The organism is Kitasatospora sp. NPDC059673, assembly GCF_042734215.1.
Taxonomy (GTDB): domain Bacteria; phylum Actinomycetota; class Actinomycetes; order Streptomycetales; family Streptomycetaceae; genus Kitasatospora.
The window spans coordinates 158,263-181,840 of sequence record NZ_JBHWEN010000010.1 but is presented as its reverse complement, the minus strand read 5'-3'; the positions used below and the strand labels follow the sequence as shown (position 1 = coordinate 181,840).

At 72.9% G+C, this 23,578-nt stretch carries 23 protein-coding genes; 13 read left to right on the top strand and 10 right to left on the bottom strand.

Annotation, left to right across the window (positions count from 1 at the left end):
• Window positions 1-198 precede the first annotated feature (198 nt).
• Complete coding sequence (locus ACFV18_RS14845) at window positions 199-615, top strand: hypothetical protein (protein WP_380483085.1); 417 nt, start codon at window positions 199-201, stop codon at window positions 613-615.
• Entirely contained in the window at window positions 543-1,847 is a 1,305-nt protein-coding gene (locus tag ACFV18_RS14840; RefSeq protein WP_380483084.1) for a cytochrome P450, read from the top strand. Before ACFV18_RS14845 ends, ACFV18_RS14840 begins: the two co-directional genes overlap by 73 nt.
• Window positions 1,848-1,985: 138 nt before the next feature.
• Here the strand turns inward: ACFV18_RS14840 and ACFV18_RS14835 are convergent, their stop codons facing one another.
• From ACFV18_RS14835 to ACFV18_RS14825, 3 genes are all read right to left on the bottom strand, one after another.
• The gene (locus ACFV18_RS14835) at window positions 1,986-2,306 is read right to left on the bottom strand and encodes a DUF6191 domain-containing protein (RefSeq protein ID WP_380483082.1); all 321 of its coding nucleotides are present in this window, start codon (window positions 2,304-2,306) and stop codon (window positions 1,986-1,988) included.
• Window positions 2,307-2,388: 82 nt separating this feature from the next.
• Window positions 2,389-3,507, bottom strand: coding sequence for a hypothetical protein (locus ACFV18_RS14830; RefSeq protein WP_380483080.1), 1,119 nt, complete (start codon window positions 3,505-3,507; stop codon window positions 2,389-2,391).
• Between the two features lie 154 nt (window positions 3,508-3,661).
• Window positions 3,662-5,146, bottom strand: a complete 1,485-nt coding sequence (locus tag ACFV18_RS14825; protein ID WP_380483078.1) for a helix-turn-helix domain-containing protein — start codon at window positions 5,144-5,146, stop codon at window positions 3,662-3,664.
• 246 nt (window positions 5,147-5,392) lie between these two features.
• Between ACFV18_RS14825 and ACFV18_RS14820 the strand changes: the two genes are divergently transcribed.
• Window positions 5,393-5,917, top strand: a complete 525-nt coding sequence (locus ACFV18_RS14820) for an RICIN domain-containing protein (protein ID WP_380483076.1) — start codon at window positions 5,393-5,395, stop codon at window positions 5,915-5,917.
• On the opposite strand, the gene ACFV18_RS14815 is transcribed toward ACFV18_RS14820, so the two are convergent.
• Window positions 5,868-6,203, bottom strand: a complete 336-nt coding sequence (locus ACFV18_RS14815) for a hypothetical protein (protein WP_380483075.1) — start codon at window positions 6,201-6,203, stop codon at window positions 5,868-5,870. The genes ACFV18_RS14820 and ACFV18_RS14815 overlap by 50 nt on opposite strands.
• Before the next feature lie 182 nt (window positions 6,204-6,385).
• Between ACFV18_RS14815 and ACFV18_RS14810 the strand changes: the two genes are divergently transcribed.
• Entirely contained in the window at window positions 6,386-7,912 is a 1,527-nt protein-coding gene (locus ACFV18_RS14810) for an MFS transporter (protein ID WP_380483073.1), read from the top strand.
• Between the two features lie 94 nt (window positions 7,913-8,006).
• The gene (locus ACFV18_RS14805) at window positions 8,007-8,777 is read left to right on the top strand and encodes a TetR/AcrR family transcriptional regulator (RefSeq protein WP_380483071.1); all 771 of its coding nucleotides are present in this window, start codon (window positions 8,007-8,009) and stop codon (window positions 8,775-8,777) included.
• Here the strand turns inward: ACFV18_RS14805 and ACFV18_RS14800 are convergent.
• The gene (locus tag ACFV18_RS14800; RefSeq protein ID WP_380483069.1) at window positions 8,770-9,273 is read right to left on the bottom strand and encodes a helix-turn-helix transcriptional regulator; all 504 of its coding nucleotides are present in this window, start codon (window positions 9,271-9,273) and stop codon (window positions 8,770-8,772) included. The genes ACFV18_RS14805 and ACFV18_RS14800 overlap by 8 nt on opposite strands.
• A gap of 310 nt (window positions 9,274-9,583) precedes the next feature.
• Here ACFV18_RS14800 and ACFV18_RS14795 point away from each other — a divergent pair, with 310 nt between their 5' ends.
• Both ACFV18_RS14795 and gdhA read left to right on the top strand, forming a co-directional pair.
• The gene (locus ACFV18_RS14795) at window positions 9,584-11,290 is read left to right on the top strand and encodes an alpha-amylase family glycosyl hydrolase (RefSeq protein WP_380483067.1); all 1,707 of its coding nucleotides are present in this window, start codon (window positions 9,584-9,586) and stop codon (window positions 11,288-11,290) included.
• Window positions 11,291-11,657: 367 nt separating this feature from the next.
• Window positions 11,658-13,037, top strand: coding sequence for an NADP-specific glutamate dehydrogenase (gene gdhA, locus ACFV18_RS14790; protein ID WP_380483066.1), 1,380 nt, complete (start codon window positions 11,658-11,660; stop codon window positions 13,035-13,037).
• A gap of 48 nt (window positions 13,038-13,085) precedes the next feature.
• On the opposite strand, the gene ACFV18_RS14785 is transcribed toward gdhA, so the two are convergent.
• The 4 genes from ACFV18_RS14785 to ACFV18_RS14770 form a co-directional block, all read right to left on the bottom strand.
• Complete coding sequence (locus tag ACFV18_RS14785; protein WP_380483064.1) at window positions 13,086-13,502, bottom strand: SRPBCC family protein; 417 nt, start codon at window positions 13,500-13,502, stop codon at window positions 13,086-13,088.
• 376 nt (window positions 13,503-13,878) lie between these two features.
• Window positions 13,879-14,376, bottom strand: a complete 498-nt coding sequence (locus ACFV18_RS14780) for a hypothetical protein (protein ID WP_380483062.1) — start codon at window positions 14,374-14,376, stop codon at window positions 13,879-13,881.
• Window positions 14,377-14,459: 83 nt separating this feature from the next.
• On the bottom strand, window positions 14,460-14,996 hold the full coding sequence (locus tag ACFV18_RS14775; protein WP_380483060.1) for a carboxymuconolactone decarboxylase family protein: 537 nt from the start codon (window positions 14,994-14,996) through the stop codon (window positions 14,460-14,462).
• A 46-nt stretch (window positions 14,997-15,042) separates the two neighbouring features.
• Window positions 15,043-15,972, bottom strand: a complete 930-nt coding sequence (locus ACFV18_RS14770) for a hypothetical protein (RefSeq protein ID WP_380483058.1) — start codon at window positions 15,970-15,972, stop codon at window positions 15,043-15,045.
• Between the two features lie 161 nt (window positions 15,973-16,133).
• On the opposite strand from ACFV18_RS14770, the gene ACFV18_RS14765 reads away from it, so the two are divergent.
• The 3 genes from ACFV18_RS14765 (at window position 16,134) to ACFV18_RS14755 (ending at window position 18,618) form a co-directional block, all read left to right on the top strand.
• Entirely contained in the window at window positions 16,134-16,688 is a 555-nt protein-coding gene (locus tag ACFV18_RS14765) for a hypothetical protein (protein ID WP_380483056.1), read from the top strand.
• A 48-nt stretch (window positions 16,689-16,736) separates the two neighbouring features.
• Window positions 16,737-17,705 carry a hypothetical protein gene (locus ACFV18_RS14760; RefSeq protein ID WP_380483054.1) on the top strand — a complete coding sequence of 323 codons (969 nt, stop codon included), beginning with the start codon at window positions 16,737-16,739 and terminating at the stop codon, window positions 17,703-17,705.
• A gap of 106 nt (window positions 17,706-17,811) precedes the next feature.
• Window positions 17,812-18,618 (top strand): hypothetical protein, encoded by an 807-nt coding sequence (locus ACFV18_RS14755; RefSeq protein ID WP_380483052.1) that lies wholly within the window; start codon window positions 17,812-17,814, stop codon window positions 18,616-18,618.
• Between the two features lie 214 nt (window positions 18,619-18,832).
• On the opposite strand, the gene ACFV18_RS14750 is transcribed toward ACFV18_RS14755, so the two are convergent.
• Window positions 18,833-20,263, bottom strand: coding sequence for a lamin tail domain-containing protein (locus ACFV18_RS14750; protein WP_380483050.1), 1,431 nt, complete (start codon window positions 20,261-20,263; stop codon window positions 18,833-18,835).
• Window positions 20,264-20,449: 186 nt separating this feature from the next.
• Here ACFV18_RS14750 and ACFV18_RS14745 point away from each other — a divergent pair, with 186 nt between their 5' ends.
• From ACFV18_RS14745 to ACFV18_RS14735, 3 genes are all read left to right on the top strand, one after another.
• On the top strand, window positions 20,450-20,968 hold the full coding sequence (locus ACFV18_RS14745) for a protein phosphatase (RefSeq protein WP_380483048.1): 519 nt from the start codon (window positions 20,450-20,452) through the stop codon (window positions 20,966-20,968).
• Window positions 20,969-21,533: 565 nt separating this feature from the next.
• Window positions 21,534-22,466, top strand: coding sequence for a lytic polysaccharide monooxygenase (locus ACFV18_RS14740; RefSeq protein WP_380483046.1), 933 nt, complete (start codon window positions 21,534-21,536; stop codon window positions 22,464-22,466).
• Between the two features lie 530 nt (window positions 22,467-22,996).
• Complete coding sequence (locus ACFV18_RS14735) at window positions 22,997-23,539, top strand: hypothetical protein (RefSeq protein WP_380483044.1); 543 nt, start codon at window positions 22,997-22,999, stop codon at window positions 23,537-23,539.
• Window positions 23,540-23,578: the final 39 nt, after the last annotated feature.

Below are 23,578 nucleotides of genomic sequence, written 5' to 3'. Positions count from 1 at the left end.
ACCGGCCCGACCGCGCCAACCACTCCCCCTGGGACCGGCGATGACTCCTATGACGCACCGTCAACTCGACGCACGGCCAACCACCCTGCGAGTCCACGTTCGCCCTCGCCTCGCCGCGCCCGCCGCCCGCCCGGCCCGCCGTGGCGGCGAGCCGCAGCTCACGGCCCGCCACCCGCCTGGGCTGCCTACCGTGGAGAGATGCCGCAACCGTCGCAGCCCCCGCCCTACTCCGCCGCCGTCGCGCCGGGCGCCCTGCCGCTGCTCGGGCATGGGCACCGGCTGCTGCGCGGGTCGGCGGGGTACCTGTCCTCGCTGCATCTGCACGGCGACTTGGTGGCGGTGCGGCTCGGCCCGATGACCGTTCAAGTCCCGTGCCATCCTGACCTGTTGAACCAGATGCTGGCCGACCACCGGCTGTTCGACAAGGGCGGGGCGTTCTACGACCGGGCGCGGGACGTGGCGGGCAACGGCCTGGTCACTGCCCGTACCGCGACCACCCGCACCAGCGCCGGCTGGTCCAGTCCGCCTTCCGCCGCCCGCAGTTGGCCAGGTATTCGCGCGTCATGCAGGCCGAGATCGAGTTCGCCACGGGCGGGTGGCAACCGGGCAAGGTGATCGACGCCTTCCCCACGTTCCACGGGATCGCGCTGCGCACCCTGGGCCGGACGCTCTGCGCGACGGCGATCGACGCGGAGCTGGCGCGCAGCGTGGAGCAGGCGTTCGACACCGTGCTGAACGGGGTGTTCCGGCAGATGTTCCTGCCCGCGCAGGTGCGCAAGCTGCCGCTGCCGGGCATCCTGCGTTACCGCCGGGCGCTGTCCCATCTGCGCGACGCCACCCGGCAGTTGATCGCCACCTACCGCTCGCACCTCCCCCAGCCGAACCCCACCGCGCCGCCCGACCCCACCGCGCCAGCCCGACCCCACCGCGCCGCCCCACACCCTCGGCGCCGCCCCACACCCACCGCACCGCCCCACACCCTCGGCGCCGGACCCGACCTGCTGACCGCACTTCTCGCCGCCCACGACGACGGGGCGCGGCTCACCGACACCGAGGTGCACGACCAGGTGATCACCCTGCTCGCGGCCGGCACCGAGACCGTCGCGGCCACCCTCACCTGGGCGTTGTGGTGGCTGTCCCAGCACCCGGCGGCGGCCGAGCAGGTACGGGCGGAACTGGCGGAGGTGCTGCCGGACGGCCGCGCCCCGGGGTGGGCGGACCTGCCACACCTGGGCTCCGTGGACCGGGTGGTGTCGGAGACGCTGCGCCTGCACCCGCCGGGCTGGCTGTTCACCCGGGTGACCACCGCGCCCACCGACCTGGCGGGCCGCACCCTCCCGGCGGGAACCACGCTGGTGTTCTCCCCGGCGGCGGTGTCCCGGCACCCGGCCGCGTACCTGGCACCGGCCCAGTTCGACCCCGACCGCTGGCGGCCCGAGCGGGTCACCCGGGCGGCCAGGCGGGCGTTCCTGCCGTTCGGGACGGGCGCCCGCAAGTGCGTGGGCGACCTGTTCGCCCGCACCGAGCGCGTCCTCGTCCTGGCACCCTGCTCTCCCGCCGGCGCCTCGTCCCGGAGCCGGACGCCGACCTGCGGCCCGTCCCGCTGGCCACCGTGCTGCGCCCGCGCCGCCTGCACCTGCGGATCGCCGCGCACTGACGGCCACCGGCACGACCGTCAACTCGCCCCGGAACCACGCCGGTTACCGCCGAATCCGCGCTGTCCCCACCGCCAAGTCGATCCCGGTGCACTGACAACCACCGGCACGACCGTCAACTCACCCCCGCACGACGCCCGTTACCGCCGAATCCGCGCCGTCCCCACCGCCAAGTCGATCCCGGTGCACTGACAACCACCGGCACGACCGCCAACTCGCCCCCGCACGACGCCCGTTACCGCCGGATCCGCGCTGTCCCCGCCGCCAAGTCGATCCCGGTGCACTGACAACCACCGGCACGACCGTCAACTCACCCCGGAACCACGCCGGTTACCGCCGGATCCGCGCTGTCCCCGCCGCCAAGTCGATCCCGGTGCGCGGCGGCGCGCCGTCGTGCTCGTCGTCGCGCAGTACCAGCTCGATCCGCCGCTGCTCCAGCTGCACCCGCTTGCCCGCGTACAGCAGCGCGTGCAACTCCTCCCCCGCCTGTGCCCCGACCCCGCGCCCGGCCTCCGCCGGGCCGGTCCACCGCACCGCCGCGCGTCGCGCCGCCGAGGCCGCGAACCCCAGCAGTACCAGCGCCGCGGGGAACACCAGGCTGCCCATCACCGCCACCAATGCCACCATGCCGGGCTCAACGCCCCACCGCACCACGGAAGTTCCTTCGGCGCGCGGCAACGGTGGAGACCGTCGCCGCACGCCTGAGCTGGCGCCTGAGCGGGCGCCGGCAGCCTCAGTGCAGGAGCTCCAGTGTGTTGTCGGCGTCGTTGACGAAGTAGACGGCGTCGCAGTCGAGGTCCAGGGCGAGGCCGAAGAGCGCGCCCGCGCCGGGCGGGGTGCCCTCGTCGTTGATCTGCTTGGTCGCGACCTGCTCCCCGCCGGGGGTGGTCTCGACGATGTTGCCGTCCTGGCCGTTGACGGTCAGCAGGTCACCCTTGGGTGTGACGGCCATGCCCAGCGGGCCGTTGAGGTTCCCGCCGGAGCTGATGACCCGCCCGATGCCGGCGCTGTTGTCGCGGGTGAGCGCGCGCGGGATGGCGGTGATCCGGCTCAGCACCGTGTCGGCGACGTAGAGCGTGCCGTCGTGTCCGAGGCCGACGCCGGTCGGGCCGACCACCAGCGCGGCGGGGTCCGTCCGTTCGGGGAAGCCGGAGCCGATCACGGTGGTGTTCTCCCGCTGCGGCGGCTGGTCGCCGTTCATGCTCAGGGTGATCCGCAGCACGGTGCCCGCGTCGATCTCCGCGCCGCCCGCGGCGACGGTGCCGTTGAGCACGTTGGTGACGAACAGTTCGCTGTGCCGGCCGTGGCTGACGGCGGTCATGTCCCAGGGGCCGTTGATGCCGCCGCCGACGATCGTCTCACGGACGGTGCCGTGCCGGTCGAGCACCAGCAGGCAGCCGGCCTGGGCGGTGTCGGCCGTGCCGTCGGCGGTGGGCAGGCTGCCGACCACGACCCAGCCGCCGGGCAGCACGGTGAGCGCGGTGGTGAGGCCGACGCCGCCGGGGCAGGGGCCGGGCAGATGGCTCGGGTCGATGGTGGCGAAGGTGGTGACGGCGCCGTTCGGAGCGACCTGCACCAGGGTGGTGCCGGTGCCCTGCAGGTTGGCCGAGTTGTTGAAGTTGCTGACCAGGACGCTGCCGCGGTGCAGGTCCCCGACGCTCTCCTTGATCGTGAACGTGCCGTACGGGTTCTGGTCGCCGTTCGCCGGCACGGTGGACGCGACGAGGGTGACGGTGTTCAGCCGGTCCAGGAACGGCCGCGGGCCGGTCCCGTGGGTCGAGGGCACAGCGGCGGTCAGGCCGACGGTCAGCGCGGCGGTCGCCAGCGCGCTCAAACATGCCCGAAGTCTCATGTACTGCCTCCTGAGGAGCGGGCCGGACCTGCGCAACCGGCGGTCCCGACCCGTGAACGTGCGATGAACTGCCCCCCGGCAGGCCACGCTAAGCACCCCGCTCGGCGCGCCGCTTGCCGGTTCCGCCAATTGACCCCGGGCCGACACGGGCCGCTCACGAAGGGCGGTCGGCCCGTTCCAGGGCGCGGTTGGCGAGCCACAGGTCGTGGACGGCGCTCGGCGGGCGCAGCAGTGCGCAGTTGAGCAGGGTTTCGATCCGGCCGAGGCGTTTGCGGATTGCCGACGGTGAGAGGCCCGTCTCCTGTGCGGTGGGGCCGATCCGGGCGTCGTGTCGCAGCCAGCGCTTGAGGGTGTCCGCCAGCGCGGTCGGGGCGTCGGGGGCGTGCAGCGGGTGGAGTCTGCTCAGGGCCCAGTCGATCACCTGGGGCCGGCCCAGGATCGTGTCAAGTCCGGTGCCGCCAAAGTCACTTGACTGACCGTCAGTGCCTATCCGCAGGGCCAGGGCCAGGGTGGCCCGGCCGGCGAGGCGGTGCGGGTCGAGGCCGAGGCGGTGGTGGAGGTGGGCGAGGCGGGCGGCGAGGGTGTTGCGGTGGATGCCGAGGCGGGCGGCGGCGTCGGTGGGGTGGTGCAGCCAGGCGGCGGCGGTGGCGAGCAGGGCGGGGCCGTCGGGGTCCTGGGGGCGGGCGGGTCGGTGGGTGTGCAGGGGGGCGAGGGTGGCGGCGGCCCAGGCGGCGCCGTCCGGGCCGAGGACGGGTGCGAGGTCGCCGGGTCGGGCGTGGGCGGCGCGGCGTTCGGGGTGTCGGCGGGCGGCAGTGAGGGCCTGGCGGGCCTGGTGGTGGGCGAGGGCGGGGTCGCGCAGCGGGACGGGGTCGCTGATGCCGACGTGGCAGGTGTCGGCGACGGCGGGGTGGTGCAGCCAGGCGGCGAGCCGGCGGGTGCCGGCGGCGGGTTCCAGGACGAGGGTGCGGTGGGCGCCTCCGGGTTCGCGGCCGACCCAGGCGGCGCCTTCGGCGGCCCAGTCGGCGGCGTCCCGGCGGGCGGCGGCGGGTCCTTCGACGGCGTACATCCGTACGGTGTCGGGCAGTTCGCGGCGCAGGGTGCGGGCGAGCCGCCGGGCGACGGCGACCTGGCCGTCCATCAGCAGGTGCAGGACGGCTTCGCGGGTGCCGGTGGCGGCGAGTTGCGCCCGGTGGGCCTGTCGGCGGCCGCGTTCGGCGTCCCAGGTGAGGCTGAGGACGGTGGCGGCGTCGGCGAGCAGCACGGGAAGGTCGGGCGGGGCGGGTCGGGGTGCGACGGCGGCGAGGACGGGCGGCCGGGTGCCGGGCGGGCCGGGCAGGGTGACGACCAGGCAGGTCAGGGTGGCCTGTCCGAGGGCGGCGGAGCCGGTGCCGCGGGTGACGGCTTCGCGGACGGCGCTGCGGGCCAGGGCGCGTTCGGCGGTGCCGACGGGTGCGGGCGGCGGGCTGGCGTCGGTGCCGGTGGGGTGCAGCAGCAGGACGCCGACCCGGGCGCGGGCGGCGAGTCGGCGCAGGACGGCGGGGGTGCCGCCGCGGCGGCCGGCGGCCTGGAGGTCGAGGACGTCGTCGGCGCGGCGCAGGCGCTGGGCGGTCCGACTTCCCGGCGGGGGCGTCTCGCGCATGCCGCTTCCCCCGAGTGACATCCGAAGTCGATTCGTCCCCAGGCTATCCGCGCCCCGCGCGGAAGATCAACACGCTCGGTGTGCAGTTCGACACCGTCCGGCCGGGCTCGCTGGGCACCGTCACACCCGGCCGGCCGCGGCGTCGGCCTAGGTTGACGGGGCACCGCACCCGGGGCACGCACCGGGGCGCCGCGCCCGGACGTCACACCCGGGGCACCGCACCAGCAGCACTGATCTGGAGGATCCATGACCCGCAGGACCGGCCTCGGCCGTCTGCTCACCGCCGCCGGCGCCGTCACCGCGCTGACCGTGACGCTCTCGCTGACCTCGGCGGGCTCCGCCTCGGCCGCCAGCGACTTCCAGGGGAACCTGAAGAGCAACGCCACCAACAAGTGCCTGGCGCTGGACGGCGGAGGCGACGGCAACGGCCTCCCGGCGTTCGAATGGGACTGCAACGGCAACAACGACCAGCAGTGGACGTTCGAGAACACGGGCGGCGGCGCCTGCGAGATCGTGAACCGCTGGGGCCTGTGCCTGGAGGCGCCGGGCTGGACCACCCAGCCGGGCGCGCAGCTCGGCCAGTGGGAGTGCCACGGCGGGGCGAACCAGACTTTCTACATCGACAACTACATGATCGACAGCTCGAACATGCGCTTCAAGAACAAGAACTCGGGCCTGTGCGTCAGTGTGCAGGGCGGCAACTCCGCGAACCGCACCCCGATCATTCAGTGGTACTGCAACGACGCGGCCGACCAGCGCTGGCACGTCTGACCGCGACGGCGGTGAGCCACCCGAGGGCGGCGGTGAAGATCCACGGCTGGTCCAGCGGCGAGAGGCTGTAGGCGACCAGCACGACGATCGGCGGCAGCGCGCGGCGGGTGGCACGGCGCACCAGTAGCGGGACGACGAGCAGCGCGGCGCCCGCCAGGCCCGTCCACCAGCCGTGCACCGCGGCCTCGAAGACCGCGAAGGCGGCCGAGCACAGCGCCAGGGCCGCCCACCCGAGCCGGCTCACCGGGCCGGGCCCGGCCTGCCGCCGGTCCGTCAACTCCCCCACGGCCACTGCTCCTTCCGCCGCTCCACCCATCCGAAGCTAAGGCTATTAGCGTTAGCCGTCAACCCTCCCGACCCCCCGTCACGCATAGTCGTTGTACACCGTAGAAGGATTCCTCTACGGTGTACAAGGAACGCCCGGCCACCACCGGGTGCCTTCGTCCGCGTCCGCTTGGGGGAGCCCTCTTGTCACAAACGTCCGTCCCTGCGACCACCCCGCACCCGCGCCGCTGGGTGATCCTGGCGGTGGTGTGTCTCGCCACCCTGGTGGTCCTGCTCGACAACACCGTGCTGAACGTCGCGATCCCGTCGCTGACCGAGGAGTTGGGCGCGGGCACGGCCGATATCCAGTGGATGATCAACGCCTACTCGCTGGTGCAGTCCGGCCTGCTGCTGACGGCCGGCAGCCTCGCCGACCGGTACGGGCGCAAGCGCGCCCTGCTGGCCGGGCTGGCGCTGTTCGGTCTCGGCTCCGCCACGGCCGCCTTCGCCCAGTCCACCGGCCAGCTGATCGCCGCCCGGGCCGGCATGGGCATCGGCGGCGCCCTGCTGATGACCACCACGCTCGCCGTGGTGATGCAGGTCTTCCAGGGCGAGGAGGTGCCCAAGGCGATCGGCGTCTGGGGCGCCGTCAGCTCGCTGGGCTTCGCGGGCGGCCCGCTGCTCGGCGGCGTCCTGCTGGCGCACTTCTGGTGGGGCTCGATCTTCCTGATCAACCTTCCGGTGGCGCTGATCGGCCTGTTCGCGGTGGCCCGCCTGCTGCCGGAGAGCCGCGACCCGGCCGGGCGCCGGCCCGACATTCCGGGCGCGGTGCTGTCCACCATCGGCATGGTCGGCGTGGTGTTCGCGATCATCTCCGGCCCGGTGGACGGCTGGGGCTCGGCCAAGGTGCTGCTGTCCGCGGCGGTCGGCGTGGCCGCCCTGTCCGGCTTCGTGGCCTGGGAGTTCCACACTCCGACGCCGATGCTGGACATGGGCTTCTTCCGCAACCGCCAGTTCAACGGCGCGGCCGCGGGCGGCGTGCTGGTCGCCTTCGGCATGGCGGGCTCGCTGTTCCTGCTCACCCAGTACCTGCAACTGGTGCTCGGCTACCGCCCGTTGGAGGCCGGCCTGCGGATGACCCCGCTGGCGCTGGTGATCGTGGTGCTCAACCTGACGGGTGTCGGCGCCCGGCTGCTGCCGAAGCTCGGCTTCGCGGGGGCGGTCGCCCTCGGCATGGCGCTGCTGTCCGGCGGCCTCGCGCTGATCGCCGTGACGGGCTCGGCGCACGGGTACACCGGCCTGCTCGCGGGCCTGCTGCTGATGGGCGCGGGCATCGCGGTCGCCAACCCGGCGATGGCCTCGGCCCTGATGGGCGCGATCCCGCCGGAGCGGGCGGGCGCGGGAGCGGGCGTCCAGGGCACCGCGACCGAGTTCGGCGGCGGCCTCGGCGTGGCCGTGCTGGGCGCGGTGCTCGGCTCGCGCTTCGCGGCGGGCCTGCCCGCCCAGGTGCCCGACTCGGCCGCGAAGTCGCTGCCGGACGCACTGGCCGCCGCGCCCGACGACGGCGTCCGCGCCGCGGTGCGGACGGCGTTCTCCGACGGACTGACCTCCAGCCAGCTGATCGGCGCGGCCGCGATCCTGCTCGGCGGCCTGATCTCGGCGGCGCTGCTGCGCCGCGCGCAGCTGTCGACCGCGCCCGCCCCGGCGCCGGAGCCCTCACCTGCGGCTTAGCAGCACCGAGCACCCGGGTCCGCGCACCGCGCGCGGGCCCGAACGCGTACGGTGGGGGCCGTCAAGCCCGGCCCCCCGAACGCGAAGGAGCAGCGTGGCCGTCAAGCGCGCCTCACAGGTCAAGAAGAGCGTCTGGCTCACCCCGCAGCCCGCCCGGGGCCGCCGGGGCACCCGCGCGGCGGGGGCGGCCGCGGGCGGCGCGGGCGGCCTGGACCGCGAGGTGATCGTGGCGGCGGCGGTGCGGCTGCTGGACGAGCAGGGCGAGGCGAAGTTCTCGATGCGCGCGCTGGCGGCCCGGCTCGACGTCACGCCGATGTCGCTGTACTGGTACGTCGCCGACAAGGACGACCTGCTGGAGCTGGCGCTGGACGTGGTGGCGGGCGAGATGGAGCTGCCCCGGCCCGGCGACGGGCTCGGCTGGCAGGACGGCCTGCGGGCGCTGGCGGCCACCTGGCGGGCGACGATGCTGGCGCACCCGTGGGCGGTGCGGATCTACAACGACTACCTGAACATCGGGCCGAACTCGGTCCGCTACTCCGCCTGCGCCGTGGAGGTGGCGCGCAACTCGCCGCTGCCGGAGTCCGACGCGGTGGCCGCCCTGTCGGCGATCTTCCAGTACACGTACGGCTTCACTGCCATCGAGGTCAACTGGCAGGAGAAGGCGGCCGCGGTCGGCACCACCACCGACGGGCTGATCGAGGAGATCACCGAGGCGGTGCGGGGGGTTCCGGAGATCGCCGAGTCGGGCGCGCTGCTGGAGCGGCCGGAGGAACCCGAAAAGCTGCTGCGCGAACGGGATTTCCACCGCGCCCTGGACTGGATGCTGGCCGGCATGGCGGCCGGGGTCGCGGGGCCCGCTACGTGAACTCCTGCTGGCAGCGCTCCAACCAGTCCAGCTCGGCCTTGAGTTGCAGCACCGCGCCCTCGATCAGCAGCCGGGAGGCGCCGTGTTCGCGGGACCGGTCGGCGCTGGCGTTCAGGCCGCGCAGGGTGGCCAGGCAGTGCGAGCGCTGGAGGTCGATCAGGGTGCGCCGGTCGGCGAGCCGGGTCTGCGGGGCGAGCACGAGTTTCAGGAAGAACTCCTCGCGGACCTTGGCGCCCTCGGACGGCCGGGCGAACCAGTCGGCGAGCTCGCGCCGCCCGGCCTCGGTCAGCGCGAAGACCCGCTTGGCGGGGCGGCCGTCCTGGGCGACGTCCTGCCCCTCGATCAGGCCGGACTTCTCCAGCCGGCCCAGGGTGATGTACACCTGCCCGTCATTGGTGCGCGGCCAGGCCGGGCCGAAGGTGTTCTCCAGGGCGCGGCGGAGCTGGTAGCCGTGCGCGGGGCCCATGGCGAGCAGTGCGAGCAGGGGTAGCCGCACGCGGATGCCTCCTTGAACTTCGGGGGGGGGTGCGCCGGGCGGTCGTACCGTGTTCGGCCGCGCGCCGGGCGGCGCTCCTGGGCGTGCCCTACCCCCGAGCGCGCCCGGTTATTCGTCCGGAACCCGACCCGAAACCCGCCAAGTGGTGGCACCCTGTGGCGCAGGAAGTGACAGACGTCCCCCCAGTCTCCTGGACACACTCTTTGGCGTATACCTAACATGCAGGTATCCCCGAGGAACTGACGGCCTGTCAGCCGGTTCCCACGCCTGCCAGCGCGACCTCCCTCGCGCGCTCCCGTGAAGGTGACGCATGATCACGTCCGTCGTCCCCGGCGATCCGCCGCGCCCCGCCCAGGTCCCCGGCCCGTCCGCCGAAGCCCCCGCGGAACGCCGACTCCCGGCCGAACAGACGGCACCGGGCGCGCCCGACGCGCTGTGGTGGCGCGACGCGGTGATCTATCAGGTGTACGTGCGCAGCTTCCAGGACTCCAACGGCGACGGCCTCGGCGACCTGCCGGGCGTGCGGGCCCGCCTGCCGTACCTGAAGCGCCTGGGCGTGGACGGGGTCTGGCTGAACCCGTTCTACCCGTCGCCGCAGCACGACCACGGCTACGACGTGGCGGACTACAAGGGCGTCGACCCGATGTTCGGCACCCTGGAGGACTTCGACCTGCTGGTCGAGGACTGCCGCAAGCTCGGCCTGCGCCTGGTCCTGGACACGGTGCCCAACCACTGCTCCACCGAACACCCGTGGTTCCAGGACGCGTTGCTCGCCGCCCCCGACAGCCCCGAGCGGGCACGCTTCCACTTCGCGGACGGCCGCGGCACGGACGGCGAACTGCCGCCCAACAACTGGCGTGCGATGTTCGGCGGCCCCGCCTGGAGCCGGATCACCGAACCGGACGGCACCGCCGGCCAGTGGTACCTGCACATGTTCACCCCCGAGCAGCCGGACCTGAACTGGCGCAACCCCGAGGTGCCCGCCGAGTTCGAGAAGGTCCTGCGCTTCTGGCTGGACCGCGGCGTGGACGGCTTCCGCATCGACGTCGCCGCCGGCCTCTTCAAGCACCCCGAACTGCCCGACTCCCCCGACCCGGAGGCCGACGAGCGCACCCGCGACTCGGTCAACCCGCTGGCCTGGAACCAGCCCGAGGTGCACGACATCTGGCGGGCCTGGCGGGCGATCTGCGAGGAGTACACGGCGCTCGACGGACGGCAGCGGCTGCTGGTCGGCGAGGCGTCCGTGCCGACACCCGCCGAACAGGCCAAGTACGTCCGGGCGGACGAACTCCACCAGGCGTTCTTCTTCCACCTGCTGCACGCGCCGTGGGACAGCGAGCACTTCCACCAGGTGATCGACGCGGCGGTGCGCGACATCACCGCCACCGGGTCCACCGTCACCTGGGTGCTCAACAACCACGACCAGGTCCGCACCACCACCCGCTTCGGCAGCCCCGAACGGGCCCGCGCCGCAGCCCTGTTGATGCTGGCGCTGCCCGGCGCGGCCTACCTGTACCAGGGCGAGGAACTCGGACTGCCGGAGGTGGACGACCTGCCGGACGACGTCATCACCGACCCGATCTTCTTCCGCACCGGCAGTCGCAAGGGCATCCGCGACGGCTGCCGCGTCCCGCTCCCCTGGTCCCACGCCGAGGCCCCGTTCGGCTTCAGCCCCGCCGACTCCGCCCCCACCTGGCTGCCGCAGCCCCCCTCCTTCGCCGCCCACACCGCGGAGCGCGCCCTCACCGACCACACCTCCCCCTACCACCTCTACCGCGAGGCCCTCCACCTGCGCCGCCTGCTCCCCCAACTCGGCGAGGGCACCCTCCGCTGGCTGGAAACCCCGCCCAACGTCCTCGCCTTCACCCGCGGCGACGGCATCGTGGTCGCCACCAACTTCGGCACCACCCCCGCCCCCGCTCCCGTCACCGGCACCCCCCTCCTCTCCTCCACCCCCTGCCCCCCTGACACCCTCCCCCCGGCCACCACCGCCTGGTGGCTCCAACCCCGCATCTGACCCCCCGCCGGCCCGGCCCGCCCGGTACCCTCCCCGAACACACGCAGCGGGGAGGGAACTTGGCGGGTCACGGCATCGGCGGCGAACTGATCGGCGACGAGCACGACGACTCCCGGATCTTTGAGGTCGAGTGGATGTTCCCGCCGGGAGGCCGGAATCACCTGATCAGGTGTTCACATGCTGGACACGCTGTCGATGAATACAGGTCAGCACTGTGACAATGGTGTGGACCATAGGTCCCACCCCGTCGCACGGCGCGTGTCAGGCACGCCGGAGCGGCGATCCTCAACGGCGAGGAGGACCAAGGGCGCTCCCCGTCGCGGGGGCGTCCTCGTGCGCCATCCGATTCACGGAAGGTTGTGCCTTGATGCCGGCCACCCACAGCTCTGCCGCGTCCACCGACGCCGGCGCCCGCCTGATCGAGCCGCTGTACCAGGAAGTCCTGCGGCGCAACCAGGGCGAGAACGAGTTCCACCAGGCGGTCCGTGAGGTCCTCGAAACGCTCGGCCCGGTTCTGCTGCGGCGCCCCGAACTCGTGGACGCGCGGATCATCGAGCGGGTCTGCGAGCCCGAGCGGCAGCTGATCTTCCGCGTGCCGTGGTCCGACGACAAGGGTGACATCCACGTCAACCGGGGCTTCCGGGTGGAGTTCTCCAGCGCTCTTGGCCCGTACAAGGGCGGACTGCGCTTCCACCCCTCCGTCAACCTCGGAATCGTCAAGTTCCTCGGCTTCGAGCAGATCTTCAAGAACGCCCTGACCGGCATGCCGATCGGCGGCGGCAAGGGCGGCTCCGACTTCGACCCCAAGGGTCGCTCGGACGCCGAGATCATGCGGTTCTGCCAGTCGTTCATGACCGAACTGCACCGCCACCTCGGCGAGTACACCGACGTCCCGGCCGGTGACATCGGCGTCGGCGGCCGCGAGATCGGCTACCTGTTCGGCCAGTACAAGCGCATCACCAACCGCTACGAGTCCGGCGTCCTGACCGGAAAGGGCCTGGGCTGGGGCGGCGCGCAGGCGCGTACCGAGGCCACCGGCTACGGCTGTGTGATGTTCACCGAGGAGATGCTGCGGGTGCGCGGCGAGAGCCTGGCCGGGCAGCGCGTGGTGGTGTCCGGCTCCGGCAACGTGGCGATCTACGCGATCGAGAAGGCCCAGCAGCTGGGCGCGACCGTGGTCACCTGCTCCGACTCGACCGGCTACCTGGTGGACGAGAAGGGCATCGACCTGGCGCTGCTCAAGGAGGTCAAGGAGACCCGTCGCGGCCGGGTCTCCGACTACGCCGAGGCGCGCGGCCCGCACGTCAAGTACGTGCCGGGCACCGGCGTCTGGAACGTCCCGTGCGACGTGGCGCTGCCCTGCGCCACCCAGAACGAGCTGCACGAGACGGACGCGCTCGCGCTGGTCCGCGGCGGGGTGAAGGCCGTCGCCGAGGGCGCCAACATGCCCACCACCCCGGAGGCGGTACGGGTGTTCCAGGAGGCCGGCGTGGCCTTCGCGCCCGGCAAGGCCGCCAACGCGGGCGGTGTCGCCACCTCCGCGCTGGAGATGCAGCAGAACGCCTCCCGCGACTCGTGGACCTTCGAGCACACCGAGAACCGCCTCGGCGAGATCATGAAGCACATCCACGACTCCTGCTTCACCACGGCGGAGAAGTACGGCAGCCCCGGCAACTACGTGGTCGGCGCGAACATCGCCGGCTTCGAGCTGGTCGCCGACGCGATGCTCGCCCAGGGCCTGATCTGACGCCTGTCACCGAGCGGGCCCGGACCGCGACGGCGGTCCGGGCCCTTCTCATCGGCGCAGCAGCGCGCGAAGCGCCCGCCGGAACACCACCCGGCCGCACCACGCCGTCGGCCGGTCGAACGCGCCGGGCAGCACGGCGATCCGCAGCTCCTCCCGCCACCGGACGGCGCTGCCGCCCCGGTAGGGCCGCACTTCGATCTCGGCCCACCCCGTCACCACCGGCCCCCGCTTGACCAGCCGGCACCGGCCGATCCCGTCACTGCCCCGTGGCGGCTCCCACCGCTCGACGTCCATCACGTCCACGAACCCGAACCGCCCGATCCCGGTGCGCGCCACCACCGTCCGGGCGTCGCCGGTGACGACGGTGAACGGCACCGCCTCGCCGTGCCGGGGCCAGTCGGTGACGCGCCGCCAGGTCTCGCCGGGCGACAGCCCCACTGCTTCCACGATGCGGAACTCGGTCATCCGGTGATCCTATCCACCACCTCGTCCCCGGGCGCAGGTTGTGGCCGCGCACCCGCACCTGGCGCAGCACGCTCGGGGGATGAGCAGCGAAGTCACCGGCGCGCGTTGGCAGTTGCGCTCGGCACCGGGGCGGTACCCGGCCGGCACGGTGGTGAAGGTCTGCTGCACCAGCGAGAGCGTGTGCGACGTCCTCGCCGTGGGCCACCACGTCCTCGTCCTCACCCTCGGCGGCCTTCTGATGGCGGGCGCCGGCCTGACCGCCACCACCGTGCACGCCGTCGACCGGTTCGCCCCGCACCGGGCCGCCCGCCATGGTGCGGGCCCGGACCGCGGCGGCGGTCCGGGCCCGATCTCCTCGGTGCGGGTGCGGCCGGCCTCACGCGGCCTTGACCAGGGTGGACGGGTCCTTGCCGGCGGCGAGCCCGGTGAGTGCCACCACGTCTGCCTGCCCGTCGCGGCGCGGCCACAGGACGAGCGCGCCGGTGGCTCCCGTCGCGGCGAGGGCCGCCAGCACGCTCCAGGTGAGCGAGAACCCGGCGATCGTGCCGAGCCGGCCCGCGATCGGGTAGGTGATCAGCCAGGCCAGGTGCGACAGGGAGAACTGGGCCGCGAACAGCTCGGGGATCGCGCTGCGTTCGACCGAGGCGCGCAGGACCTTGCCGGTCGGGGTGATGATCAGCGCCATGCCGACCCCGGTCGCGGTCCAGATGACCGCCGTCCCGGCCCAGGTGGCGAGCCCGGCCGCGCCCGCGCGGGGGCCGGCGAGGTCGTAGGCGAGCAGGCCGAGGGCCACGGTGGTCAGCCCGGTGCCGAAGAGCGCGATGACCTGGGCGGCGAACAGATGGCGGTAGTCGCGGATGGCGAACAGTCGCATGACGGGTTCCTTCCGGGTTCATGCGGCCGGACACGGCCCCGGGCGGCGGCCGTGCCCCGCGCATACAGGCAGGGGTGCCTTCGCTACGCACCGGTGTCACGCTCGCTTCCCGGCGTGAGGCCGGCGAGGAGGTTGAAGGCACCGGTGAGGACGTTCAGCGCGACAACGCCGACGACGTCGGCGATCGCGCGGTCGCTGTACCCGTGCGCGCGCAGCGCGGTGACCTGTTCGTCGGTGATCGACGCCGGTTCGCGGTGGACCTGGAGGGCGAGGGCGATGATCGCCGCGATCGCGGGATCGGCCGAGGTGCCCTTGCGGGCCCGCTCGATCTCCTCCTCGTCCACTCCCAGCGCGCGGGCGGCGCCGACATGGGCGTCGAGACAGCGGCCGCACCCTTGTTGCACCTGTACGGCGACGGAGATTCGTTCGCTGATCCTGCGGTCGAGTTTGGCGCGGCCCATGGCCCGGCTGAGCTGGAGATAACCGCCCAGCACGGCCGGCGAGTGGGCCATGGTGGAGACCATGTCGCCGACGCTGCCGTGCCGGGAGACCAGCTCGGCGAGGAGGTCGCGCGAGGCGCCGACCGCCGTGTCGGGCGTCAGGGCGGGGAGGCGGGGCACTCTGTTGCTCCTTCCTTGAGATCGTGCGGGTGCGTACTCCGCACCATCAGTGGTGGCTGTGCTGACCTTCGTGATCCTCGTGGCCCTCGTGACCCTCGTGGCCGTGCTGTCCGTGCTGTCCGTGCTGTCCGTGGTGCTCGTGCTGTCCGTGGTGCTCGTGCTCCGCCGCGGTGGCGGTCGCCCTCGCGGCCGTGCGCACCGTGAACTCGGCGGTCCGCACGGTGCCCGCGTGCTGGAAGTCCAGGAACAGGCGGTAGGTGCCGGCCGAGGGCGCGACGGCCATGAAGGAGATCTCCGGGCCGGGCGCAGTGGTGCCGTCGCCGGGGGCGCCCTCCGGGTGCACGTGGAGGTAGCCGAGGTCGCCGACCCGCAGCGCCACGAGGTGTCCGTAGGCGGCCAGGTAGGGCTCCAGGTCGGTGACGGGCTGTCCGTCGCGGCTGACGGTGAGGGTCAGTTCGCTCGCCTCGCCGGCCAGGAGTTCACCGTCGAGCGTGACCGCGTAGTCGCCGGTCCGGGCGACCCCGGTGGCCTCCGGCAACGGGCGCGGGTCGTAGGCGCCGGCCACCGCGACGTCGGCGCCCAGCGTCAGGGTTCCCGTGTGGGCGGCCGGGTGGATGTCGGTGAAGAACTTCCAGTCGCCCGGGGTCAGGGTCAGTTCGGTGGTCCAGACGCCGTGGTCGTCCCGCACCGGGTGCACGTGCTGGAACCCGGTGGTGTCCCGCCGTACGGCGATGAAGTGCAGTTCCTTCTCGTGCTCGGGCACGAACTCGGTCACCGGCCGCCCGTCGGGGCCGGTCACCCGGAAGGTGATGGTCTGCGGACCGGCGCCGAGGATCGTCGCGTCGAGCTCCAGGGTGTACCCGCTCTCGGACACCGACAGGCCCCCGGCCCGGGCGCCGCCGTGGTTGTGGGCAGCGTGGTTGTGGACAGCGTGGTCGTGCGTGGCGTGGCGGTCGTGTCCGGCGTGGCTGCTCATGACATCTCCTTGAGTGGTTACTGCGCTGCCGGGGGTTCCCGCCCTCGCAATGACTGAAACGTATACCCCCTGGGGGTATCCTGGGAAGCCCTCGCAGCGCTCCTCGTTCGAGGCGGTAGGTTGTGCCTGCGCAGCCGCAGAAAGGAAGGTGAGGGACCGTCATGTCCCAGGAACAGCACGCCGAAGCGCGCCGGCGCAGGTCGGTCCGGTCGAACGTGGTCGGCCTCCTGGCGACGCTGGTCCTGGCCGCCGTCGGCGCGGCCCTCCTGGTGACCGGCGTGTCCCTGTTCAAGGAGCTGTCGGACGCCCGCCGCCGGCCCGAGGTGACGATGACTGTCGCCTCCTGCGGCACCGCCCGCGGCCTCCGCCTCGTCATCACCACCTGCCACGGCACCGTCGCCGGTTCCCCCGTGCAACTGTCCGACGCGCCCCGGAAGTTCGCCGCAGGCGCCGTGGTGAACGTCCGCTGCGCCGCCGACGGCACCTGCACCGCCGTTTCCTTCCGCAACTACGCGGGGCGGGGCGCGCTGATCGCTCTCGGCCTGCTGGGCCTCGGCGCCGGCCTCGGCGGTTCGCTGCGCCGAGGCATCCGCCTGTTCGCGCCCGCCCGTGGCGCATTCCTCCATGACCCCCGCCTGGCCCGCTTCGCCAGGGCGTACTGCTTCCTCACCGGGACGATCGCCGCCGCCGGGTACCTCGGCCGTCTGCTGAGCTGACGGCGGGTCACCTCCCGCCCGCGCCGGGCCTCCGCCGATAGTGGGCGGATGAGCACACCTGGTATCCCCCGCCGGGCCGCCCTGCTGGCCGGACTCGGCTGCGCCGCGCTGACGGCCTGTTCCGCCTCCCACCCCATCGCCCACTCCTTCGGCTCACCGTCCCCCTCCCCGGCCGGATCCGCGTTCCCGTCCCCTGCCGCCTGGCAGCCAGGGCCGGGCGAGCTCCAACCGGACGTCAAACTCCGGGCGGTGCAGGTGGTGGAGGCGATCGGCAGCTGGCCGCCGGGCGGGCAGGGCGCGGCGGCGGCCGGGCAGCGGGTGGCGGCACTCGGACTGCCGGCCGGGCTGGCCACACAGGGCGGACCGCTGCTGGCAGACGCCTCGCAGGCCGCCGTCGAGGTGATCGACGCCCAGTACGGCGGGCTGCTGAGCGACTCGGCGAGCGTCCTGGTGGTGTGCCGCCAGTGGCTGGCCGGACCGGACGGCACCCCGCAGTCCGCAGGCACCACGGTGGACGTGCGGCTCTCCCGGGCCGACCCCCGATGGGACGTCACCGCCCTGCACCCCGCCGACCCCGGCCCACCGGCCGCCACCCTCTCCGACCCGGCGACCCGCGTCCTCGCCCAGCCCCGGATCCTGCTGCCCCCGGCCGCCGCGGCCGACGTGCGCAGCGGACAGGTCCACGACTCGGTCCTGAACGCGATGCTGACGCTGGCCGGCCCCTACAGCTTCCAGGTCAGCGTGGTGCGCTCCGGCCACCCGCTGCTGGTGTTCGGCACCGACCGCCCGAGCGACCACCCGCTGGGCAAGGCCTTCGACACCTGGCAGATCGACGGCCACCCGGTGGTCGACCCGGCCACCCCCACCGACCTGGTCGACTCCTTCATGCGCGCCGCCGCAGCCGCCGGCTCCTACAACGTGGGCGGCCCACGCCTGCTGTCCGGCGGGCAGACCGCGAACCAGTTCTTCACCGACCCGACCCACCACGACCACGTGCACGCCGGGTTCACCTCCTGAGACCCCCCGTGAAATCCCTTGCGTTCCACCCCTGAGCTGCGACAACGTGGCGGACGTCGATCAACTCAGGGGGTGTGGATCCGTGCTGACGCGCAGGGACGGTGTAGTGCTCGCGGTGGTGCTGGCGGCCGTGCTGACGGGGTGCTCAGGGGTCGTTCCGACACCGATGCCCGTGCCGTCCGGGTCACCGGCGCCGGCCACCGCGTCCGGGTTCGGACTGGCCAATCCTGCCCAGGAGTTGGCCGAGTTCCGGGCGGCGCTCGCGGCGCCGGCGCAGCCGTTCTCCGCGGTGCTCAAGGTGCAGGTCACGGACGGCACGCTCACCGTTCGGCGGCAAGGCGTGGTCAACGTGTCGGACGGCCTCCAGACCGCTTCGCTCAGCGTGGTGTCGGCGTCGGCGTCTGTCTCTGCCTCTGCGCCTGCCGCTGCCTCTGCCTCTGCCTCTGCCTCTGCCTCTGCCCCGATGCACCAACAGGGCGAAACCCAGGCATATCTGACGATCACCCGGCAGGCCACCTACACCCGCGCCGCCGACCACGCATGGGTCCGGTCGCCGCACCCACCGGAGCCCCTGCTCACCGACCACCGCCCGCTGGCGCAGGCACTGTTGCAGAGCGACCCCTCGTCCTTCCACGGCAAGACGAAGCTCCGAACACTCCGCGGCGGCCTCGGCTTCCACCTGGTCGGCCGGCTCCCGCGGTCGACGGTCGCCGAAGCGCTCGACGCCGCCATCCGCGAACAACTGGCACAGCACCAGGTCCCCGACTGCACGACCGACCTACTGATCGACGCCGACGGCCGCCTGTCCGAGCTGACCCTGACCTGCGAAGCCAACGGCTATCAACTCCGCTCCACCACCACCCTCACCGAATACGGCCCTGCCGCCGAGACCGGACCGCCCGCCGACCTCTGACACCGCCCGGCTCCGCAGCGCGGCCGCCAGCTCTCCCACCTGCCTTGCCACGTCGGCCCGTTGACACACTCTGGCCAGGGGCCCCCGGACTTCCATCACCAGCACGGCGCACGAGCGGCTCCCCGGCAGAGCCGACCGACCGACCCCTTCTGCGGATCCGCGGTCGGTCGGGGTTCGGGCCCCCGCCGGGGGCCGCTCATGAACGTCGGCCCGGTCAGCAGGCGATGCTGCCCTTGCGCAACGCGTGATTGCCGGTGTTGCTGTCGTCGGACCAGTAAACGGGCTTGCTGCCGCCCACGCACTCCTCGGCGCCGGCCAGGGTGAAGCCCTCGTTGTTGATGTTCGGCATGCCGGCCGGGCGGTTGTGAACGGCGGTGACGGCGAAGGCGCCGGTGGCGTTCACCTGGAAGGTGCGGTGCTGGCCGGAGCAGGTGTCGTCGCAGACCACCCAGAGGCGGTTGGCCTGCGGCTCCCACTGGAGTTCCATCACGCCGGCCATGCCGCTGCTGACGGTGGCGACCTTGGTGAACCCGCCGGCTTCCAGCAGCACGTAACCATAGACGGTGCCGGAGCCCTCGACGCCGACGAAGAACACGCCGCCGGTGTGCGCGGCGTACCGGCTGGGGTCGTAGGCGGCGCCGGTCGAGGCGTCCTTGAAGCCCGCGCCGGTCAGGTAGCTGTCGGGCACCCAAGTGACGCCCTCCAGGCCGAGGTTGGCGCCAGTGGCGGGCAGGTCGGGGGTGAGGTTCCACTCGCGGGTGGCGGTCAGCGTGCTTCCGGTGCCGGAGACCTCGTAGCGCAGTACGGAGAGCCTGCTGGTGGACGAGGAGTCGGCGTTGCGCTCGCTGGAGACGTAAACGCCGCCGGCCGAGCCCGCGCCGGTCAGGGTGACGCCCTCGTCGTCGGGGGTGCCGGAGCCGCCGGGGAAGCGCAGCGCCTTGCCGGAGCCCCAGCCGTTGGCGGTGTCGGGCGTCCAGCCTCCGGACCCGTCCCGGACCAGCCGCCACAGCTTGCCGGAGTTCTGCGCGCCCCACATCACGCCGCCCTCCTGGTAGAGGCCGGACAGGTCGGCGCCGAACACGTTCGAGGCGTCGGCAGTGGCGACCGACGAGCCGCCGGGCCAGGCCACGGGGGTCGTCGAACCGCCGCTGCCGGAGCCGCAGTTGTTGGCGGCGCCGAGCGTCAGGGTGGCGGCCTGGGTCCAGCCGCCGGTGCCGTCGGCGCAGCGCGACCAGGAGGGGTTGGAGTGCGAGGTCCAGCTGAACGAGTCGACCAGGGTGGTGCCGTCGGCCAGGTACAGCCGGGCACTGTCGGCGGATCCGAGGCCGAAACTGCCGTGCACGTCAAAGGCCTTGAAGCCGCCGGGGGCCAGGCTGGTGCCGGAGGCGATCCGGTACTTGTTGCTGTCGTTGTCGTCCTTGAGGATCCACCCGGACAGGTCGATCGTCGCGGTGCCCTTGTTGTACAGCTCGATCGAGTCGTTCACCGACCCGGTCGTCACCACCTCGTTGATCCGGATGTCGCCGGTCGGCGCGGCGGCGGCGGGCGAGGTGGTCAGCACTCCCGCGCCGACGGCCGGCAGAGCGACGACGGCCAGCAGCAGCGAGAGACGACGACGCCACTTGGGGGCGCGCGGTTCGGTCACGGTTCCCTCCCTCGGTTCAGCGTGAACATGACGCCGACAAAGCTCCCGACCCCGCCCCAACGAAGCCCCACCGCCACCTGTTCCCTTCATGAACGCCAGGCGAACCCGCACCCGCCCACCCCCGGCCACGGCGCTTCGGGAACCCGCCCCCGGACCATCCGCGTTGTCGGGCGGGGAGGCACGGACATGAAGACCCGCCGGAAGGGCAACGACGGCGCACCGGAGCCCGAAACACCGTGGAACGAGGTGGCACCCGGGCTGTGGATGGGCGGCCACCACTGGCGCGACCCTGCCGGAGAGCGCCACCCGGTGCGGGTCGGCGCCGAATTCGAGCTGGTGGTCAGCCTGTTCACCACCCCCCGCCACGGCCCCGCGCCAGGCGTCGAGCACCTGCTCGCCGAGGTGCCGGACGGCCCGCTGGACGCCGAGCAGTTGGCCGCCGTCCAGGACGCGGCCGAGCGCACGGCGGAAGCGGTGGCGTCCGGACGCCGGGTGCTGGTGCGCTGCCGGTCCGGCTACAACCGGTCCGGGCTGGTGGTGGCACAGGCGCTGATCGAGCTGGGCGCGGACACCACCGAGGCGATCCGCCAGGTACGGACGCGGCGTTCGCCGTGGGCGCTGCACAACGAACTGTTCGCCGCATACCTGGAGACCGGTCTCGGCACGGCACGCCTGCTCAGTTCGCTGACCGCACCCCTGGGCTGACGGGCCGTCCGGCGAGCTGAACGGCCCCGGGCCCGGACCGGGGCCCGGCCCGGGCTTGGACCACCCCGGCCCGGGCTTGGACCCCGGCCCGGGCTCGGACCGGGGCTCGGAACCCGGGGGACCGGGCCTCTGCGGGTTGGCTCCGGGTTATCGGTGGCTTATGACCTTCTTATCTGCCGGAGGCCTCGCACACCGTACGCGAGAGGGCGAAGCCAGCCGCGCAGACAGGCGGACGTAGCCGGGCGGGTACGGCGACGGTAGGTCCCGGGGCTGGTCGGGGGCCGATTCCGCTGGTGCTTTTCGCCGAGCGCGCGGCCGATGTTTTCTGACGCAACGCCAGGTCGGCGACCCGCCAACGGCGTTGCGGGTGGCCGAATGCCGCCATCGGGCCACGGCCGGACGTGGCAGACACTTGTCAATTGGTATAGGCCAATCGTAGCCTTCGGTCCGTTCGCGGTGTGCCGGGTCCACACCGCGCCGCCCCTGGGTCGCTCCCTGGGCGTCAGGCAGACGCGCGTCCGCCCCTTTCCCCCACCATCGGCCCGGCACTTTTCCGAGGAGAACCATGTCCTGGTCCCGTCGTCTGCTCACCGCGTCCGCGGTGGGCGCGGGCGCCCTGGTCGCCACCACCTTCGCCGCCGGCACCGCCGGCGCCCACGGCGCGATGTTCGGCCCCGCCAGCCGCGTCGCCGCCTGCTACGCGGAGGGCCCCGAGACCCCCAAGTCGCAGGTCTGCAAGGACCTCGTCGCGGACAGCGGCACCCAACCGCTGTACGACTGGAACGAGGTCAACATCGCCAACGCCAACGGGCAGGCCCAGCAGATCATCCCCGACGGCCACCTCTGCTCCGCCAACCGCGACAAGTACCGCACCCTGGACTGGGCCCGCACCGACTGGCCCGCCACCTCGGTGACGGCCGGCGCGAAGACCTTCAACTTCCGCGTCACCGCACCCCACCAGGGCGTCATGACGCTGTACCTCACCAACAACAGCTACAGCCCGACCCAGCCGCTGAAGTGGTCCAACCTGGACCTGGCGAACCCGATCGCCACCTTCGCCAGCCCGCGCACCTCGGACAACGGCTACTACAACGTCAACGTCAACCTGCCGCAGCGCACCGGCCGCCAGATCGTCTACATGGTGTGGCAGCGCACCGACAGCCCGGAGGCGTTCTTCGGCTGCTCGGACGTCGACTTCGGCTCGGCCACCACGGCTGGGGCCGGCGCGTTCGCCGCGCAGACTCCGTCCGCGCCCACCGAGGCGCAGATCGCCGCCGGCGCCGACCACTCCTCCGTCTCCCACACCGGCCACGGCGGCGACGCGCTGACCGCCCAGGAGGCTGCCGCCGGTACCGCCGCGACCAGCACCGCCTCGTCGGCGCACAACAGCGACACCACCAACACCCTGCTCGGCCTGGCCGGCGCCGGCCTGCTGTCGGCCACCGCCTCGGGCGTCCACCTGGCCCGCCGGATGCGCAGCACCGCCGTCACCGCCTGACGGCCCATGAACGCCTGACGCGAGTCAGGCGGGTGGCGCGGCCCCATCCCCCACAGCTCCGGGGCCGCGCCCTCCGTCACCCCGGCCGGCCGGAGCCCCCGCACTCCGTCGCCGCAGCCTGCCGCCACGCCATGCCGTCGCCATCACCTTCTACCGTCACGACCTGCCGTCGCCATCGCCTTCTGCCGCCGCGGCCTGTCGTCGCGGCCCGAAGCGGCCCAGAACTGGCCTGAGGCTGCCCGCAGTTGGCCCGAAAGACCCAGGGCCGACCCCAAACCGGCCCGGTACCGGCCCGCAACCAGCCCACAACCGGCCCTGCGCAGCCTGCCCTACCACCCCGTCCGCGCCCTGAGGAACCGTCAACTCTTCACAAAACCGCAGGCTTCCACCTTGACGACCCCAATTGGTCTGGACCACCTAGAGTGCACCCCCAACACCACAGCGCACCCCGCGCCTCCCGCGCACCGGCGCACCGGCGCACCACCCACTCCCCGAGACCCTCGAGGAGAACCGCCCACAACCGTGCCTCCGTGGACCGCCGCTCCGCCGCCCTCGCCCAGGTACAGGCCGCGCAGCGCGCCAAGGGCCGCGACCTGAAGGTCAGCCTGACCCTGCCGGTGCTGCCTGGCGGACTCACCGCCGACGGCGTCTACATCCTGCAGTCCGCCAAGAACGCAGGCCTGGCCGTGGACCTGGTCAACGTCATGGCGATGGACTTCGGTGACTGGGCCGCCCCGAGCCCCGCCGGCAAGATGGGCGCCTACGCGATCCAGTCCGCCCAGTCCACCCAGGCGCAGATCCGCTCCGTGTGGACCAACCTGACGGACGCTCAGGCGTACGCCATGGTCGGCGTCACCCCGATGCTCGGCCAGAACGACACCACCTCCGAGGTGTTCGGTATCTCCGACGCCCAGCAGCTGCTCACCTTCGCCCAGCAGAACCACCTCGGGGAGCTGGCCTTCTGGGAGATGACCCGGGACGCCAACGCCTGCACCGGCTCGCTACCCAAGTGCACCAACATTCCGCAGACCCCCTATCAGTTCTCGAAGCTCTTCGCCGCGCACAACGGCTGACGTTGAAGGTTGACGGCCGAGGGTTGCTGGCCGAGGGTT